We start from the raw sequence: 15,176 nt of genomic DNA, 5'->3' as shown, positions 1-15,176 counted from the left end.
AATGTCCTCAATGTACCGACATGCCACCCTGCCCGCCGCCCGCCGGCCGGCGCTCGTCCGTCGGCGCTCGTCACTCGTCACTCGATCCAGACCAGCACCCCGTGCCGCCGGGTCGCCACCGCCCGCAGGAAGTCCGCGAGGGCCCGGTACTCCGCCGTCACCAGGTGCAGCGAGTCCTCCTCCGCCCACAGGCCCTGCGGATACACCCGCGCCCCGGCGAGGTCCGCCGCCGTGACGCCCTCGGTCAGCCGCCCCGGGTCGAGCCCGGCCAGCACCCCGGCAGCGAGCCGGACCCGCTCCGGGGTGATCAGGGACGGCGGCCCGTGGCCCCAGTCGTCCGCCCCCGGCAGCTCCCCCTCGCCGTGCACCAGGTCGACCGGGAACTCCCGGCGGCGGAGCAGGAAGTCCAGCGCCTGCCACGCCCTGCCGGTCTCGTGCAGCCGCGCCCATCCGCCGCCCGCCCGCGCCCCGTCCGCCGCCCCGTCCAGCTCCTCGACGAACTCCAGCGCCCACTCCGGCTCCCGGAGGGCCCGCTCCAACTCCCCCGCGCTGAGCCGGAGGTACCGCCCGATCATGCTCATGGCCGGAGCCTAGGCCGGGCCACCGACAGCGCCGGGCGAGGGCTTCCGCGGCCGGCGGGCTCAGGCGGGGTGACCGGCCTCGATGCCGGCGACATCACGGAAGGACAGCACCGCGGCGGCACCGGCCGGCGGGGCCTCCACCGCCACCGGGGCCAGCAGCAGGCCGGTGTGGTCGCCCCAGTCGGCGCAGTCCAGCACCCGGCCGACGAACCAGGCGGGCGCCTCCGCGAGCACCGGCACCCCGTACGGCCCGTGGTACCACTCCACGCCGGCGAACTTGTCGGTGTCGTCACCGCTGCGGCCGCCGAACAGCGCGGCCAGCCCGTGGCCGTACGGCAGCAGGTGGACGCCCAGCGCGTCGGCCGCCAGGGCCGTGTCATGGGTGTGGTTCGCCTTGGACATCCACACCACGAACCGTACCGGGTCGATCGAGCACTGCCCCGCGAAGCCGACCAGGCACCCCGCCGGCGGCGGCCCCGGTGCGGTGACCACGTACACCGGGTAGTCCAGCAGGGCCGTGAACCTGTCGAAGTCGCCCATGCCTCCAGCCTAGGAACGGGGCCGCCGGTTCGCACCCTCCCCTCCCCCTCCCCCGGGCCGGCGTGCCCCGGACCGTACAGGGCTTGCCTGACGGTGCACAGGACGGCTCCGGACCGTGCCGACCGGCGCCCGGGGGGTCATGCTGGAGTCAGCCGGCCGGAACGCCCCCGATCGCGACCCGGCCGCCCGCATCCCCTCTGCTCCACGAGCACGACCGAAAGGCCGTCATGCCCTTCATCACCCTTTCCGACGGTTCCCAGAAGTTCTACAAGGACTGGGGCACGGGACGGCCCGTCGTCCTGTCGCACGGCTGGCCGCTGAACGCCGACGCCTGGGAGGGCCAGGCCGTGGCCCTCGCCTCGGCCGGCTTCCGGGTCATCGCCCACGACCGGCGCGGCCACGGCCGCTCCACCCAGACGTGGGACGGCAACCACATGGACCAGTACGCCGACGACCTGGCCGAGCTGATGGACCAGCTCGACCTGACCGACGCGGTGCTGGTCGGCCACTCCACCGGCGGCGGCGAGGTCGCCCGCTACCTGGGCCGGCACGGCAGCTCCCGGGTGCGCAAGGCCGTGCTGCTGGGCGCCGTCCCGCCGCTGATGCTGCGCACCGACGCCAACCCCGAGGGCACCCCGCTCTCGGCCTTCGACGGCATCCGCGCCGGTGTCGCCGCCGACCGCTCGCAGTTCTACTACGACCTGAGCGAGGCCTTCTACGGCTTCAACCGCCCGGGCGCGGAGGTCTCCGAGGGCAAGCGCCGCGAGTTCTGGCTGCAGGGCATGCAGGCCGGCCTGAAGGGTGCGCTGGACTGCATCGAGGCGTTCTCGGAGACCGACTTCACCGAGGACCTCAAGAAGATCGACGTCCCGGTCCTGGTCGCGCACGGCGACGACGACCAGATCGTCCCGATCGCCGCCTCCGCCGAGAAGGCCGTCAAGCTGCTCCCCCAGGGCACCCTGAAGGTCTACCCGGGCGCGCCGCACGGCCTGGTCGGCGCCTACGAGGCCGCGTTCACCAAGGACCTCGTGGAGTTCGCCGCCTCCTGACCGTCCGTCCCGGTCCCGGGCCCCGGCCGTCCGGCGTTCTCAGCGCCGCCGCACGGCCGGGGCCCGCGCGTCAGCGGCCCGACAGCCGTTCGGCCAGGGCCCGCACGGCCTCGGAGCCGGCCGCCGTCGCCACCCGGTCGAGCAGCCCCAGCACCGCCGCGTACTCGCCGCGGGTCAGCGTCACCGGGGCGCCCCCGGTGGCCAGGCCCGCGCGGATCGCGGCCTCGGCGCCCTCGACCGCCGGGCCGGGGCCCGGCCCGGTCGACAGGGAGCCGGTCTGGATCACCCGGCCCGCGATGTGCACCGTGCCCGCGATGCTGTTGGAGACCTCCATCGCGACTGCCCCTTCCGTCCACCGGACTTCCTCGGCCGCATCCCGGGCCGATTGTCAGTGCCTGATGGTAGGACACCGCACATGCCTACCAACCCCACCCCCATCGAACCGACGTCCACCGAGCTGAACGGCTTCGTCGTCCGCGCCAAGGCCGCGACCTACGCGGGCGGCGGCGGCCGGGTGGCGCCGGTCCGCACGAGCTCGCACGACCTGGAGTACCGCGAGGGCGAACTCGTCTACCGGGACAGCTACTTCGGCGGCACCGACTTCCTCGGGCAGGAGACCGTGCACCTCGGGGACCGCCCGCTGTGGGGCATGAACTACTACGGCTGCCTGCTCACCGACGGCATCACGGCCTCCGCCGCGGGCGAGACCGTCAAGGCGGCGCTCACCGCCCTCTACGCCGAGGGCCGCTTCCTCGGCGGATTCCGGTACACCGTCGGAGACTTCGGCTACATCGACGAGTCGACCGGGACCGTCGACCGGTTCCGGGGCGTCGAGCACATCCTGACCGCCACCGGCGAGCGCGCCTACGAACTGCGCTACCACGGCGGCCGGATCCTCGACTGAGCCGTGCTCGCGCCGGGGCGTCGCCCGGCACCCCGGCGCGGCATTCCCTACGCTACGGAATGGACATTCCCCCAGGAAAGGGACCAATCATGCCTTCCGTCCTGAACCCGTACATCAACTACACCGGCGACGCCCGGCAGGCCCTGGAGTTCTACCGCGAGGTCTTCGGCGGCGAGTTGAACCTCAACACCTACGGCGACGCCGGCGCCGGACAGGGCCCCGGCGCCGACCGGATCATGCACGGGATGCTGACGACCACCGCCGGCTTCACGCTGATGGCCGCCGACACCCCGCCCGGCATGCCCTACACGCCCGGCAACAACATCTCGGTGTCCGTCAGCGGCGACGACGAGGCCGAACTGCGCGGCTACTGGGAGCAGCTCTCCGCCGACGGCACCGTCCTGGTCCCCATCGAGCGGCAGATGTGGGGCGACGTCTTCGGTATGTGCACCGACCGCTTCGGCATCACCTGGCTGGTCAACATCACCCAGCCCCGCCCCTGAGGAGGCCCGCCCCCGCCGGACCGGCCCGGCGGGGGCGGCTGACAGTGCCGCATGGCACAGTTCCGCCCATGAACCTCACGACCACACTGCACAGTTGGGACGAGTCCGTCGCCCTCTTCGAGCGCCGCGGCCTGCCCCGGGACTCCTACCGGAACCTCTACGAGGAGGAGTACGACGTCCACGCCGGCGACCTCGCGATCGAGGGGCACTTCGACCTCGACGCCGCCGACCTGGAGGGCACCGGCTGCGTCGTCGACGGAAACCTCACCGTCGACGGCGCGATCCTCAACATCGACGACGGCTGCCCCGCCCTGATCGTCCTCGGCGACCTCCGCGCCGACGCCGTCTACCTGGAGGGCGACGCCAAGCTCCTCGTCCGCGGGGACGTCCTGGTCGGCGCCTTCGTCGGCAACATGACCGAGAAGCTGGTGATGATCAACGGTGACCTGCGCGCCCAGGTCACCGTGCTGTCCTCCGAGTTCGGCCCGGACCTGATCGGCGGCACCCTGCACGGCCCGGTGCTGGCGCCCGCGTACCTGGCGGCCGACCTGGCGGCCCCGCCGGCCGCCGCCGCGAGCGTGCTCGTGCCCGAGGTGCTGCGCGTCGAGGGCGAGGACGACGGCGACGCCCTGCGCCACTTCGACACCCCCGGCGTCCACGGGGGCCGCCTGCTGGAGCGCATCGAGGCCGGCCTTCCCGTCACCCTGCCCGCCCCGGAGACGGCGGGGCGCTAGCGGGAGCCGGGCCGGATCGCACCGGCCCGCCCGCAGGCGGCCCCCGTGGACGACGGGGGCCGCCTCGCCCGGAACCGCCGGGCACCGGTGCGATGATGTCCGACATGACGGATGCGGAGGCCCTCGGCGAGGGCGTGGTCCTGGACGCACTGCTGCGCGAGGCGGCCGCCGACCAGGCCGGGGCGCTGTGGCGGCTGACCGGCGCGGAGCGTCAACTGGACGCCAACGTGGTGCGGTTGCGGCCCGGCGCGTCGGTGGCCGAGCACGTCGAACCGGACCTGGACGTGCTGGTGCTCGGGATCGCCGGACAGGGCACGCTGCGGTGCGGCGGCGTCGCGCACGCGCTGGAGCCGGGTGTGCTGCGACTCGTGCCCCACGGCGCGGCGCGCGGCGTGTCGGCGGGACCGGAGGGCGCCGTCTACCTGACGGTCCACCGGCGGCGGCCGGGCATGACCGTCCGGCCCCGCCCCTGACACGCCGCTACCTGCCGAGCCCGGCCAGGTAGCCGAGCACCGTCTCGTGGTCGTCCGGCCGGGCGGTCAGGGCGATGTGGTTGTCCGGCCGGACGAGGACCAGGGCCTCACCGGTGATCCCGTACGCCCGGCGGACCGCGCCGTCGGGGTCGTCGATCGCGACCGGGCGGACGTGGCCGGGTAGTCCGTCCGGCCCGGGCCGGACGCCCGGCCCGAGGCCCAGCAGGGTGAAGTGGTCGCCGGCGAAGCGGTCGAACAGGCGGGCCGGCGCGCCGTCGGGCCCGTGGTAGCGGCTGTCCGGCGCCCGGTCCCCGGCCCGGACGGCCCCGGCCGGGACATCGGCGGCCGGATCCTCCCCGGCCCGGTCGACGGCCAGGCTGCTCCCCCGGTAGCTCACCGCGAGGCCGGTGAGCTCGCCCACCCGCCCGGCCTCGACGCCGGTGCCGGGGGTGCTGATCCCCGCGGTGACGGCCGCCATGCCGGCGCTGGTGACGCCGAGCGTCCAGGCCGCGACCGGCAGCCGCTCCTCCTGGTAGGTGTCCAGCAGTCCCGGGGCGGCGAACCCGCGCAGCACGTGGCCGAGCTTCCAGGCGAGGTTCCAGGCGTCCTGGATCCCGGTGTTCATGCCGAGCCCGCCGGCCGTCGGGTGGACGTGCGCGCAGTCCCCGGCGAGGAGCACCCGTCCCTCGCGGAAGCGCTCGGCCATCCGGACGTTGACCCGCCAGGTGGACAGCCAGGTGGCGTTGCCGAGCCGGAGGTCCGCGCGGCCGGTGTGCAGCGCCGCCAGCCGCTGGAAGCTCTCCAGCGACGGCGCGACCGGCCGGCCGTCGGCGTCCGTCTCGGGGCTCGACTGCAGCTGCCAGCGCCGGGTGCCGGGGAACGGGCAGAGCATGAACGCGCCCCGAGGCCCGAACCACTGGTGCCAGGCGGCCGGGTCCAGCCCCTCGACCTCGACGTCGCCGCAGACCATCACCGGCTCCGGGTCGCCGTCGCCGACGAAGGGGATGCCGAGGAGCTTGCGCACCGTGGAGCGCCCGCCGTCGCAGGCGACCAGGTACTCGGCGGCGATCCGTCCGCCGTCGGCGAGCCGGACCTCCACCCCGGCGCCGTCCTGCCGCAGGTCCACCAGTTCGGTGGCGAGCTCGACCCGCACCCCGTGCTCGGCGAGCCGCTCGCGCAGCAGCCGCTCCACCCGGGTCTGCGGCAGCCACAGGCTCGCCGGGTACGGGGTGGTGCCGGTCGCCCGGGCACCGGCGAACGGCTCCGTCTCGTTGACGAACTCGCCGTCGAAGTACTTGCGGAACGGCAGGTGGGTGCGGCCCGCGGCCGCCAGCCGCTCGCCGAGGCCGAGGTCCGCCAGGACCTCCAGGCTGCGCGGGTTGAGGGTCTTGCCCCGCGAGCCGGCCGGGAAGCGCTCCGCCCGGTCGATCACCCGCACCGCCACGCCCTGCCGGGCCAGTCCGCAGGCCAGGGTCAGTCCGGTCGGTCCCGCCCCCGCGATCACCACGGTCGTCATGTGTCCCGCCCCTTCCGGTCGTCGATACCCCTCCATGGAACAGCAACCGGGTAACCAATGCAACCAAGTAACAAACATTCCTGGGTTATGCTTGGCCCATGGAATCCCCCGAGCACGACACCGACCCGGGCCTGCGCACCCTGAAGAAGCAGCGCACCCGCCAGGCCATCGCCGACACCGCCATCGCCCTCTTCCTCACCCGCGGCTTCGACCAGGTCTCGGTGGCCGAGATCGCCGCCGCCGCCGAGGTCTCCAAGCCGACCCTCTTCCGCTACTTCGCCAGCAAGGAGGAGCTCGTCCTGCACCGCTTCGCCGACCACCTCGGCGAGGCCGGACGGGTGGTGCGGGACCGGCCCGCCGGCGTCACCCCGCTGGACGCGCTGGAGCGCCACCGCCTGGACGGGCTGGCGGACCACGACCCCAGCACCGGCATGACCGCCCACCCCCAGGCGATCGCCTTCCTCCGGCTGGTCTACGAGACCCCCAGCCTCTCCGCCCACCTGGTGGACTACCTCGCCGCCGACAGCCGTGCGCTCACCGAGGCCCTGGACCCGGACGGCGGTATGGCGGCCCGGTTGCTCGCCGCCCAGTACGTGGCCGTCCGCCAGGTGCTCGCCCGCGCCGTCTGGACCCGGCTCGCCGACGGTCAGGACGTCGAGGAGGTCGGCCGGATCGCCGCCGACGAAACGGCCACGGCCTTCGCCCTGCTGCGCGACGGGGCCGCCGCCCTGGGGTTCTGAACCCGTCCGGACCCGAACCGGTGAAGCACATCACGGGTAGGCACTGTCGCTTCGCGGGGCCGTGTTGGGTAGGTTCCTGCCCCCGGGGGAGCGAGACTCCTCGGAAGGGCGGATCCCGCCGTCAACGGTTCCTCCGATCAGAGAGGCACGAGTGATGACTGCACAGGGCTCCACGCACCACCCACCGCAGCGCATCGGCGTGGTCGCCGAGTCGACCGCCGGGGAGACCCGGGTCGCCGCGACACCGTCGACGGTCCGGGGCATCCTCGCCCTGGGCTACCGGGTCGTGGTCGAGTCCGGGGCGGGCGCGGCCTCCGGCTTCACCGACGAGGCCTACACCGAGGCCGGCGCGGAGACCGGCGACGCCTGGGCGGCCGACGTCGTCCTCAAGGTCAACGCCCCCTCGGCCGCCGAGCTGGCCCGGCTGCGCGAGGACGCCACCGTGATCGGGCTGCTCGCCCCGGCGCAGCACCCCGAGCTGCTGGCGGCGCTGGCCGCGCGCCCGGTCACCGCGCTCGCGCTGGACGCGGTGCCGCGGATCTCCCGGGCCCAGTCGATGGACGTGCTCAGCTCGATGGCGAACATCGCCGGCTACCGGGCGGTGATCGAGGCGGCCCACGCGTTCGGGCGGTTCTTCACCGGCCAGGTGACGGCCGCCGGCAAGGTGCCCCCGGCGAAGGTCCTGGTCGCCGGGGCGGGCGTGGCCGGGCTCGCCGCGATCGGCGCCGCCTCCAGCCTGGGAGCCGTGGTCCGCGCCACCGACCCCCGGCCCGAGGTCGCCGACCAGGTCAGGTCGCTGGGCGGCGAGTACCTGGCGGTGGACGTCGCCCAGGAGACGAGCACCGACGGCTACGCCAGGGCGACCTCGGCCGACTACGACCGGGCGGCCGCCGAGCTCTACCACGCACAGGCGCGGGACGTCGACATCGTGGTCACCACCGCGCTGATCCCCGGCCGGCCGGCCCCCCGGCTGCTCACGGCGGCGGACGTGGCGGCGATGAAACCGGGCAGCGTCATCGTCGACATGGCCGCCGCGCAGGGCGGCAACGTCGAGGGCACGGTGGCCGGCCGGACCGTGGTCACCGGCAACGGCGTCACCCTCATCGGCTACACCGACCTCGCCTCCCGGCTGCCGGCCCAGGCCTCGCAGCTGTTCGGCACCAACCTGGTGAACCTGCTGAAGCTGCTGACGCCGGCCAAGGACGGCCGGCTGGTGCTGGACTTCGAGGACGTGGTGCAGCGGGCGGTGACGGTGGCCCGCGCGGGCGAGGTCACCTGGCCGCCGCCGCCCGTGGCCGTCTCCGCCGCACCCGCCCCCGCCCCCGCGGCGCCCGCCGCACCGGCCGGCGCGGGCACGGAGCCCGGGCGGCCCCGGCTCACCCCGGCGGCCCGGTTCGGCCTGATCGGCGCGGGGATGCTGGCGCTGTTCCTGCTGGTCGGCTTCGCTCCGGCGCAACTCGCCCGGAACTTCACGGTGTTCGCGCTCGCCGTGGTGATCGGCTACTACGTGATCGGCAAGGTCCACCACGCGCTGCACACCCCGCTGATGTCGGTCACCAACGCGATCTCCGGGATCGTGGTCATCGGCGCCCTGCTGCAGATCGGGCACGAGCGCACCCTGGTGACCGTGCTGTCCTTCGTGGCGCTGCTGCTGACGAGCGTCAACATCTTCGGCGGCTTCGCCGTCACCCGCCGCATGCTGAGCATGTTCTCGACGTCCCCCGAAAGGCGCTGAGACCGATGACCTCCACAACGGCGGCCCACGCCGCGGACCTCGTCGCCGCCCTGCTGTTCATCCTCAGCCTGGCCGGACTCTCCCAGCACCGCACCTCGCGCGCCGGCGTCGTCTACGGCATCGCCGGGATGGCCCTCGCCCTGGTCGCGACCGTCGTGGTGGCGTCGCGGAGCATCACCGCCGGCGCCGTCGCCCTGATCCTCCTCGCGATGGCGCTGGGCGGCGTGATCGGGCTGTGGCGGGCGCGGCAGGTCGAGATGACGCAGATGCCGGAGCTCATCGCCGTCCTGCACAGCTTCGTCGGCCTGGCCGCGGTGCTGGTCGGCTGGAACAGCTACCTGGAGGTCGAGGCGCACGGCGCGGCCCAGAGCGCCGTCTCCGCCGACCTGCTGACCATCCACCACGCCGAGGTGTTCATCGGCATCTTCATCGGCGCGGTCACCTTCACCGGCTCGATCGTCGCCTTCCTCAAGCTCTCCGGGCGGATCGCCTCGCGCCCGCTGATGCTGCCCGGGAAGAACGCGCTGAACATCGGCGCGCTGGGCGCGTTCGTGGCGCTGACGGTCTGGTTCACGGTCGGCCCGGGCCTCGGCCTGATGATCGCGGTGACGGTGCTCGCCCTCGCGCTCGGCTGGCACCTGGTCGCCTCGATCGGCGGCGGCGACATGCCCGTGGTCGTCTCGATGCTCAACAGCTACTCCGGCTGGGCCGCGGCGGCCGCCGGGTTCCTGCTCGACAACAACCTGCTCATCGTCACCGGCGCGCTGGTCGGCTCCTCGGGTGCCTATCTGTCGTACATCATGTGCCGGGCGATGAACCGCTCCTTCCTGTCCGTCATCGCCGGCGGGTTCGGCATCGAGGCCCCGTCGGGCGGCGGCGGGGAGCAGGGCGAGCACCGGGAGGTGAACGCCGAGGAGGCGGCCCGGCAGCTGGCGCAGGCCAAGTCGGTCGTCATCACGCCCGGGTACGGCATGGCGGTGGCGCAGGCGCAGCACCCGGTCGCCGAGCTCACCCGGCGGCTGCGCGAGCGCGGTGTGGAGGTGCGCTTCGGCGTGCACCCGGTCGCCGGGCGGCTGCCGGGCCACATGAACGTGCTGCTCGCCGAGGCGAGGGTGCCCTACGACATCGTCCTGGAGATGGACGAGATCAACGACGACCTCTCCGCCACCGGCGTCGTCCTGGTCATCGGGGCCAATGACACCGTCAACCCGGCCGCGATGGACGACCCGGCCAGCCCGATCGCCGGCATGCCGGTGCTGCGGGTCTGGGAGGCGGAGCAGGTGATCGTGTTCAAGCGCTCGATGGCCTCCGGCTACGCGGGGGTGCAGAACCCGCTGTTCTTCCGGGAGAACAGCGCGATGCTCTTCGGCGACGCCAAGCAGAGCGTCGAGAACATCCTGCGCGCCCTGGACGCCGGGCTGCCGCAGGGCGCGGGGCAGGCCGCCGACCGGGCCGGGGTGTAGCGCGGGGCGCACGGCCCGCCGGGCGGGGCACCGGCCCGGCGAGCCGTCGGCCGGGGCGCGGTCACGGCCGGCCCGCGGTCACGGCTGGGGCGTGGCGACGGGCAGCGGCGGGCCGGTCAGCAGGGTGCCGTCCTCGCCGAACGGCCGGCCGTTCGGCACGCAGCCGTGCAGTCCCTTGATCTGCTGCATCATCACCGGGGCGGGCGCCCCCGCGCCGGGGCAGTCGACGTGGCCCTGTCCGAGGATGTGTCCGACCTCGTGGTTGACGGCGAGGGCGTGGTACTCCTCGGGCTGTCCGGTGTAGAACTCCGACAGCTCGGTCCAGCGCTTGAGGTTGATGACGACCTGGCGGTTCGCGGCGCAGTTCACCCAGCCGCCGGTGTCCAGCCCGTACTGGCCGCAGATCCGGTCGGTGGAACCGGGGGTGGCGAGGTAGACGGTGAAGTCCACCGGGTCGGCGGCCACCCGCTGGAACGACCAGCCGCCGCCCGCCGCCCAGCCGCGCCGCACGTCGCCGAGGACCTTGTCCACCTCGGCGGCGAACTGGTCCGGCCCGATCTTGAGGCCGTCCTCCGCCCGGACCTTGTAGCGGTAGAGCTTCCCGCCGGTCCCGAACTGCGCGGTGCCGCCGGCGGCCGTCGTGAACGCCAGCGGCTTGGACGACGGCTTCTCGGCGGCCCACGGCTTCCACCACAGCAGGCCCGCCGTCACGGCGGCCACCACCGCCAGCGCGACCGCCGCGTACCCCGTGCGCCCGCCGAGGGCGCCGAGGCCCGGGGCCCTCACCCGGACCGCCGGGCGAGGGCGGCGGGTATCGCCGCGCGGGCGGGCCGCGCGGCGAGGCGGGACGGTGGGAGGGGCAGCAGAACGGTCATGCCAGAAGGGACGTGCCGGACCCGCCCCGCGGTTCACCGGCGCGGCCCACCGGGGCGCCGTGCCGGGCGCGGCTCAGGACGGCCGCGCCCGGCTCAGGACGGCCGCGCGCCGTCCGGGGCGACGGCCGCCCAGTGCGCGGGCAGCTCGATCCGTTCGCCTCCGGCGGCGAACTCCGTGGTGGACAGCGGGAGCTCACCGGAGGCGAGGACGGTCAGACCGGCCGCGCCGAGGAGCTCGCCGAAGGACGCGTCGGCGACCTCGGCCGGGGCCAGGCCGTGGGCGAACACCGGGCGCAGCTTCGGGGGCGGGCCGGCCGGGTCGCGGGCGAGGTCGCCGAGGACGCCCTTGGCCGCCTCGGACAGTTCGACGAGGAAGGCCCGGCCGTGCGTGCCGAGCAGCGTGGCGACCGCCTCGGCGACCGGGGCGCGGTCGGCCGGCTCGCTCTGGTGGATCACGCCGCGCAGGTACACGTTCGCGTCGCCGAGACGCCGGTGCAGCGCCCGCACCGCCGCCGGGTCGGTGGCGTCCAGCCGGAGGTAGGCGGCCCGCTCCCCCGGGTCCGAGCGCCGGGCGAGCTCGACGGCGGCGGCGGACAGGTCGGCGCCGAGGACGCGGGCGAAGCGGCCGGCGAGGAAGCGGGTCTGGGTGCCGTTGCCGCAGCCGAGGTCGACGAGCGGCAGCTCCGGGTCGGCCAGGTAGGGCGCGAACAGGGCGAGGTGGCATTCGGCGGTGAGGGCCGGTTCGGCGTCCCAGATCACCGAGCCCTCGCCCTCGGGCGCGTCGCGCCAGAAGCCCTCCCAGGCGTCCCGGTACCGGTTCGTCACACTCATGGGAGACCTCCCGACCGTCACGGACAGTGCTCTCATCGTACCGCTCCGTCGGTGGTCCCCGTGGCCCGGACGTGTCCTGCGGGCCGTCGGCTGCCGACCCGGGGCCCGCAACGGCGGGCCCGTCGGCCATCGGGTCGGGAGCAATGACCGGACAGGGGTGTGCTCCGGGCCCGAAGTGGCCTTTACTGGAAGTGAACGCATTCGAGCCGGCGGGCGGCGAAGCGTTTTCACCGCCCCCGGCGGCCCACCGGTTTCCACCGGTCGCACCCCGGTAGGAGGTCGTGCCATGAGCCCGCCCTCGCAGGATCAGGCCTTACCTCGTCTGATCGTCGACGGCCCTGACCGGCTCCGCGGCCAGGTGTACGAACTCGACTACGAACCGTTACTGGTCGGCCGGGACTCCGCCTGCCGGCTGCAACTGGTGGACCCGCTGCTCAGCCGGCGCCACGCCGTGGTGTGGTGGGCGGGCGGGCACACCACCGTGGAAGACCTGAGCTCCACCAACGGCACCAAGCTGAACGGCCACCGCGTCCTCGGGCAGCAGATCCTGCGCACCGGGGACGTTCTGAGTTTCGGCCCGCTGGAGGTGCACTACGAGGAGCCGACGGCCGCGGTGACCGAGATCGCCGGGTCGCCGGGCTCCGCCCGCGAGCCGGCGGGCCCGGCCCTGGTCACGGCCGAGGCCCCGGCGGCCTTCGGCGGGCACGCCGGGGCCGCGCGGGATCCCGCCCGGGAGCCACCCCCGAAGCCGGCCGCGCACCCGGTCCCGCAGCCCGTGCACGCGGCGGCGCGGGTGGAGACGGCCCCGCCGGAACGGGGCCGGCCCGAGAAGCCGCCCGCGCCCGCCTGGCCCGGACCGGCCGCCCCGTCCGAGCCGCCCCCGCCGTCGCCCCCGGTCGTGGGGCCGCCCCCGCCGCAGCAGGAGCGGGCGCCCCTGACACCGCTGCCGAGCCTGAACGTCCCGCCCCCGAAGGCCCCCCGGCACGAGGGGACGGCGCAGCCCCCGTTCGACGCCGGTCCGCAGCGGGCGGAGCCGAAGGTCGACGACGTCGGCCGGAACACCTACGACGCGGCCTCCCACTACGACGTCGACCGGCAGATCGCGGAGGGGAACCTCAGCAACATCGGCCGGGACCAGGTCAACTACATCTACCGTGACGACCACCTCGCAGTGGCCCGCCGCGAGACCTTCTTCCGCAAGATGGCCGCCACCCGGCTCTGGGCCCGGCACGTGCTGGTCACGGGCCTGGTGCTCGCCTTGGTCGGCAGCGCCTACCTCGGCTGGGAGGGGGCCAACCCGGACACCCTGGCCGAGCGGATCGGGCACATCGCGCACAACGCCGGCATCGTGATCGGGGTGGCCGGAGTGGTGCTGCTGCTGGTCGGCGGCGCGGTGATGATCCGGGCCGTGATCCGCCAGCGCCGGTACGAGAAGGACGAGGAGCGCCGGCTCAACCCGGACCCGTCGCCGTCCGGCTGAGGCGGCCCGGGTCCCCGGCGAAGGGAGCGTCATGGTCTTCAACATCGGCAGCCAGCAGGGCGGCGTCGTCAACAACGTCGCCGGGAACCAGGTCGTCCACGGCGGCCAGAGCGGCCACCTCACGGCCGGCGGGCAGGACGTGCGGGATCTCGTCGAGGAGCTCCGCGCCGCCGTGGAGCGGGCCCCGCTGCCCGGCGCCGTGGCGCCCGAGGTCCGCTCCGAGCTCGACGCGCTGGACACCGAGGTCGCCCGCCCGGAGCCGGACCGCGAGGAAGTGGCGAGCCGGCTCACCCGGGTCACCCGCCTGCTCAGCTCGGCCGGCGCGCTCGTCGCCGCCGGGACCGGCCTGATCGGGCCGATCTCCGCGCTGGCCGGCTGGCTCGGCACCCTGGGCGGCCCGATCCTCCGGGCCATCGGCGGCTGACCGCCGGGCCCGCGCCGCGTCGTCGTCCCGCCACCCGGCCCACACCGGGTGGCGGGGCGCCGCGGGGCCGGTGACAGTCGGACCATGACACAGACCACGTGGACCGAAGCGAGAATCCTGTTCGCCTCCGCCACCGAGGGCGGGCACGGCGCGGACCAGGGCAAGGCCCGGATCAGCGACCAGGGCTGGGTGGACGTCAAGCAGGACGGCGGGGGCTTCACGTCCTACCCGCCGCAGCAGGTCTTCCGGGTCCTCTGGCTGTCCGATCCGTGGGCCGAGGACCAGTAGCACGAGGGCGCCGGGCGCCGGGCGTGCTGCCCGGGGCCCGGCGCCGGCCGTGGCCGGTGGCCGTCCCGGGGTGGGAGCCGTCCGGGGCAGACGGCCGTCCAGGTGGGTGGCCGTCCGGGGCGTGCCTCAGCCGGTGCCGAGGCGGCGGCCGGTCACCTCGTCCGGGGTGATCCGGACCCACAGGGGGCGGTCGCCGCCCGCCCAGGGCGTCGAGCCGGGGAGCCTGGCCAGCCGCCCTTCCTCCTCCGGGTCGTCGACGTGCTGCGCCGCGCCGAGCATCAACACGCTCCAGCCCTCGGTCAGCCGGTCGTCGATGTGGTCGGCCTGGAAGGAGACCGGCGAGCCGTCCGGCGCCGCGGCGGCGCCCTGGGGCGAGGTGTGGTAGACGATCGTCCGGCCGTCGACGGCGTAGTTCACCGGGTAGACGGCCGGCGCCGGAGTGCCGGGCAGGCCCACCCGGCCGACGCCGTGGGTGCCCACCAGCAGCCAGCACTCCGGCTCCGAGAGGTGCAGCAGCAGCGGCCTCGGCGTTCCCTCCGGCGGCAGCGACTGCCCCGGCGGGGCGTCGGTGCGGTCCTCCAGGAGCTCCGCCCAGGTCATCTTGAGCGCGGCCGCGATCCGGACGAACCCGGCCGGGTCGAAGGCCGGGCCGGCCGCCAGCAGGTACCGGAAGTAGGCGGGCGACATGGCCGCCTGGTGGGCCAGGGAGCTGTCGTCCAGGCCCAGCTCGTCGCGGCGCCCGACGATCCGGCGGGCCACCTCGGTGGGGTCCGCCCGCCGGACGGCTTCGAGGTCGGGGGTGCGGTTCACAGGTCGGCTCCTCGGCTCGCGGTCTCCTCGTTGCGCTCTCCCGTCCGGCCCTCGCGTCCGGCCCTCTCCCGTCGGGCGCTCTCCCGGTCCGGCGCTCCCCCGTCGGGCGTTCCCCCTTCGCAGGATCCCCCGGCCCGGGCCGGGTCGGCGAGGGGCGTGGGCCGTTCGGCCCTGCCCCGCCGCCCTGCTTCCCGCCGCCTCGGCCGTGCGGCGCGGCGCCCCCGGCCCGG

At 74.9% G+C, this 15,176-nt stretch carries 18 protein-coding genes; 11 read left to right on the top strand and 7 right to left on the bottom strand.

The genetic code is table 11. From position 1 onward, the window contains the following. Nucleotides 1-77: 77 nt before the first annotated feature. The gene (locus tag ACFVVL_RS15420; RefSeq protein ID WP_380296190.1) at nucleotides 78-581 is read right to left on the bottom strand and encodes a YfbM family protein; all 504 of its coding nucleotides are present in this window, start codon (nucleotides 579-581) and stop codon (nucleotides 78-80) included. Nucleotides 582-641: 60 nt separating this feature from the next. Next, the gene (locus ACFVVL_RS15415) at nucleotides 642-1,121 is read right to left on the bottom strand and encodes a flavin reductase family protein (RefSeq protein ID WP_380296189.1); all 480 of its coding nucleotides are present in this window, start codon (nucleotides 1,119-1,121) and stop codon (nucleotides 642-644) included. 227 nt (nucleotides 1,122-1,348) lie between these two features. Between ACFVVL_RS15415 and ACFVVL_RS15410 the strand changes: the two genes are divergently transcribed. Then, nucleotides 1,349-2,170: an alpha/beta fold hydrolase gene (locus ACFVVL_RS15410; protein ID WP_387675245.1), complete on the top strand. Its 822-nt coding sequence runs from the start codon at nucleotides 1,349-1,351 to the stop codon at nucleotides 2,168-2,170. Nucleotides 2,171-2,240: 70 nt separating this feature from the next. Here ACFVVL_RS15410 and ACFVVL_RS15405 read toward each other — a convergent pair whose 3' ends face one another. Beyond that, nucleotides 2,241-2,504 (bottom strand): hypothetical protein, encoded by a 264-nt coding sequence (locus ACFVVL_RS15405; RefSeq protein ID WP_387675242.1) that lies wholly within the window; start codon nucleotides 2,502-2,504, stop codon nucleotides 2,241-2,243. A gap of 81 nt (nucleotides 2,505-2,585) precedes the next feature. On the opposite strand from ACFVVL_RS15405, the gene ACFVVL_RS15400 reads away from it, so the two are divergent. From ACFVVL_RS15400 to ACFVVL_RS15385, 4 genes are all read left to right on the top strand, one after another. Next, nucleotides 2,586-3,074, top strand: coding sequence for a DUF5680 domain-containing protein (locus ACFVVL_RS15400; RefSeq protein WP_387675239.1), 489 nt, complete (start codon nucleotides 2,586-2,588; stop codon nucleotides 3,072-3,074). A gap of 89 nt (nucleotides 3,075-3,163) precedes the next feature. After that, a complete protein-coding gene (locus ACFVVL_RS15395; RefSeq protein ID WP_387675236.1) occupies nucleotides 3,164-3,577 on the top strand; it encodes a VOC family protein in 414 nt (137 codons plus the stop codon). A gap of 68 nt (nucleotides 3,578-3,645) precedes the next feature. Next, the gene (locus tag ACFVVL_RS15390; protein ID WP_380296181.1) at nucleotides 3,646-4,311 is read left to right on the top strand and encodes a hypothetical protein; all 666 of its coding nucleotides are present in this window, start codon (nucleotides 3,646-3,648) and stop codon (nucleotides 4,309-4,311) included. 104 nt (nucleotides 4,312-4,415) lie between these two features. After that, complete coding sequence (locus ACFVVL_RS15385) at nucleotides 4,416-4,784, top strand: cupin domain-containing protein (RefSeq protein WP_380296179.1); 369 nt, start codon at nucleotides 4,416-4,418, stop codon at nucleotides 4,782-4,784. 7 nt (nucleotides 4,785-4,791) lie between these two features. Here the strand turns inward: ACFVVL_RS15385 and ACFVVL_RS15380 are convergent, their stop codons facing one another. Next, nucleotides 4,792-6,300, bottom strand: a complete 1,509-nt coding sequence (locus ACFVVL_RS15380) for an FAD-dependent monooxygenase (RefSeq protein ID WP_387675232.1) — start codon at nucleotides 6,298-6,300, stop codon at nucleotides 4,792-4,794. 98 nt (nucleotides 6,301-6,398) lie between these two features. On the opposite strand from ACFVVL_RS15380, the gene ACFVVL_RS15375 reads away from it, so the two are divergent. From ACFVVL_RS15375 to pntB, 3 genes are all read left to right on the top strand, one after another. Then, nucleotides 6,399-7,040 (top strand): TetR family transcriptional regulator, encoded by a 642-nt coding sequence (locus ACFVVL_RS15375; protein ID WP_380296177.1) that lies wholly within the window; start codon nucleotides 6,399-6,401, stop codon nucleotides 7,038-7,040. Nucleotides 7,041-7,194: 154 nt separating this feature from the next. After that, entirely contained in the window at nucleotides 7,195-8,775 is a 1,581-nt protein-coding gene (locus tag ACFVVL_RS15370; RefSeq protein WP_387675299.1) for a Re/Si-specific NAD(P)(+) transhydrogenase subunit alpha, read from the top strand. 5 nt (nucleotides 8,776-8,780) lie between these two features. Continuing rightward, a complete protein-coding gene (pntB, locus tag ACFVVL_RS15365; RefSeq protein WP_387675228.1) occupies nucleotides 8,781-10,238 on the top strand; it encodes a Re/Si-specific NAD(P)(+) transhydrogenase subunit beta in 1,458 nt (485 codons plus the stop codon). 78 nt (nucleotides 10,239-10,316) lie between these two features. On the opposite strand, the gene ACFVVL_RS15360 is transcribed toward pntB, so the two are convergent. Continuing rightward, nucleotides 10,317-11,024, bottom strand: coding sequence for a DUF3152 domain-containing protein (locus tag ACFVVL_RS15360; RefSeq protein ID WP_387675225.1), 708 nt, complete (start codon nucleotides 11,022-11,024; stop codon nucleotides 10,317-10,319). Nucleotides 11,025-11,206: 182 nt separating this feature from the next. Further along, nucleotides 11,207-11,944, bottom strand: a complete 738-nt coding sequence (locus ACFVVL_RS15355) for a class I SAM-dependent methyltransferase (RefSeq protein WP_387675222.1) — start codon at nucleotides 11,942-11,944, stop codon at nucleotides 11,207-11,209. A 286-nt stretch (nucleotides 11,945-12,230) separates the two neighbouring features. On the opposite strand from ACFVVL_RS15355, the gene ACFVVL_RS15350 reads away from it, so the two are divergent. The 3 genes from ACFVVL_RS15350 to ACFVVL_RS15340 all read left to right on the top strand — a co-directional run bounded on the left by ACFVVL_RS15350 (nucleotide 12,231) and on the right by ACFVVL_RS15340 (nucleotide 14,136). Continuing rightward, nucleotides 12,231-13,424, top strand: coding sequence for an FHA domain-containing protein (locus ACFVVL_RS15350; RefSeq protein WP_387675219.1), 1,194 nt, complete (start codon nucleotides 12,231-12,233; stop codon nucleotides 13,422-13,424). A 31-nt stretch (nucleotides 13,425-13,455) separates the two neighbouring features. Beyond that, entirely contained in the window at nucleotides 13,456-13,848 is a 393-nt protein-coding gene (locus ACFVVL_RS15345; protein ID WP_380296171.1) for a hypothetical protein, read from the top strand. 84 nt (nucleotides 13,849-13,932) lie between these two features. After that, nucleotides 13,933-14,136, top strand: a complete 204-nt coding sequence (locus ACFVVL_RS15340; RefSeq protein ID WP_380298612.1) for a hypothetical protein — start codon at nucleotides 13,933-13,935, stop codon at nucleotides 14,134-14,136. 126 nt (nucleotides 14,137-14,262) lie between these two features. On the opposite strand, the gene ACFVVL_RS15335 is transcribed toward ACFVVL_RS15340, so the two are convergent. Next, a complete protein-coding gene (locus ACFVVL_RS15335; protein WP_387675215.1) occupies nucleotides 14,263-14,946 on the bottom strand; it encodes a pyridoxamine 5'-phosphate oxidase family protein in 684 nt (227 codons plus the stop codon). Between the last annotated feature and the right edge of the window lie 230 nt (nucleotides 14,947-15,176).

It is taken from the genome of Kitasatospora sp. NPDC058115 (genome assembly GCF_042884635.1).
Taxonomy (GTDB): domain Bacteria; phylum Actinomycetota; class Actinomycetes; order Streptomycetales; family Streptomycetaceae; genus Kitasatospora.
Note: the sequence above shows the minus strand (reverse complement) of the source record. Positions and strands in the feature narration are given on the sequence as shown.

Excerpts from the sequence above, each read along its gene's own strand:
- ACFVVL_RS15395 (WP_387675236.1), top strand. The coding sequence starts at position 3,164 with ATGCCTTCCGTCCTGAACCCGTACATCAACTACACCGGCGACGCCCGG.
- ACFVVL_RS15390 (WP_380296181.1), top strand. The coding sequence starts at position 3,646 with ATGAACCTCACGACCACACTGCACAGTTGGGACGAGTCCGTCGCCCTC.
- ACFVVL_RS15380 (WP_387675232.1), bottom strand. The coding sequence starts at position 6,300 with ATGACGACCGTGGTGATCGCGGGGGCGGGACCGACCGGACTGACCCTG.
- ACFVVL_RS15400 (WP_387675239.1), top strand. The coding sequence starts at position 2,586 with ATGCCTACCAACCCCACCCCCATCGAACCGACGTCCACCGAGCTGAAC.
- ACFVVL_RS15375 (WP_380296177.1), top strand. The coding sequence starts at position 6,399 with ATGGAATCCCCCGAGCACGACACCGACCCGGGCCTGCGCACCCTGAAG.
- ACFVVL_RS15420 (WP_380296190.1), bottom strand. The coding sequence starts at position 581 with ATGAGCATGATCGGGCGGTACCTCCGGCTCAGCGCGGGGGAGTTGGAG.
- ACFVVL_RS15415 (WP_380296189.1), bottom strand. The coding sequence starts at position 1,121 with ATGGGCGACTTCGACAGGTTCACGGCCCTGCTGGACTACCCGGTGTAC.
- ACFVVL_RS15410 (WP_387675245.1), top strand. The coding sequence starts at position 1,349 with ATGCCCTTCATCACCCTTTCCGACGGTTCCCAGAAGTTCTACAAGGAC.
- ACFVVL_RS15385 (WP_380296179.1), top strand. The coding sequence starts at position 4,416 with ATGACGGATGCGGAGGCCCTCGGCGAGGGCGTGGTCCTGGACGCACTG.
- ACFVVL_RS15350 (WP_387675219.1), top strand. The coding sequence starts at position 12,231 with ATGAGCCCGCCCTCGCAGGATCAGGCCTTACCTCGTCTGATCGTCGAC.
- ACFVVL_RS15345 (WP_380296171.1), top strand. The coding sequence starts at position 13,456 with ATGGTCTTCAACATCGGCAGCCAGCAGGGCGGCGTCGTCAACAACGTC.
- ACFVVL_RS15405 (WP_387675242.1), bottom strand. The coding sequence starts at position 2,504 with ATGGAGGTCTCCAACAGCATCGCGGGCACGGTGCACATCGCGGGCCGG.
- ACFVVL_RS15370 (WP_387675299.1), top strand. The coding sequence starts at position 7,195 with ATGACTGCACAGGGCTCCACGCACCACCCACCGCAGCGCATCGGCGTG.
- ACFVVL_RS15355 (WP_387675222.1), bottom strand. The coding sequence starts at position 11,944 with ATGAGTGTGACGAACCGGTACCGGGACGCCTGGGAGGGCTTCTGGCGC.
- pntB (WP_387675228.1), top strand. The coding sequence starts at position 8,781 with ATGACCTCCACAACGGCGGCCCACGCCGCGGACCTCGTCGCCGCCCTG.
- ACFVVL_RS15340 (WP_380298612.1), top strand. The coding sequence starts at position 13,933 with ATGACACAGACCACGTGGACCGAAGCGAGAATCCTGTTCGCCTCCGCC.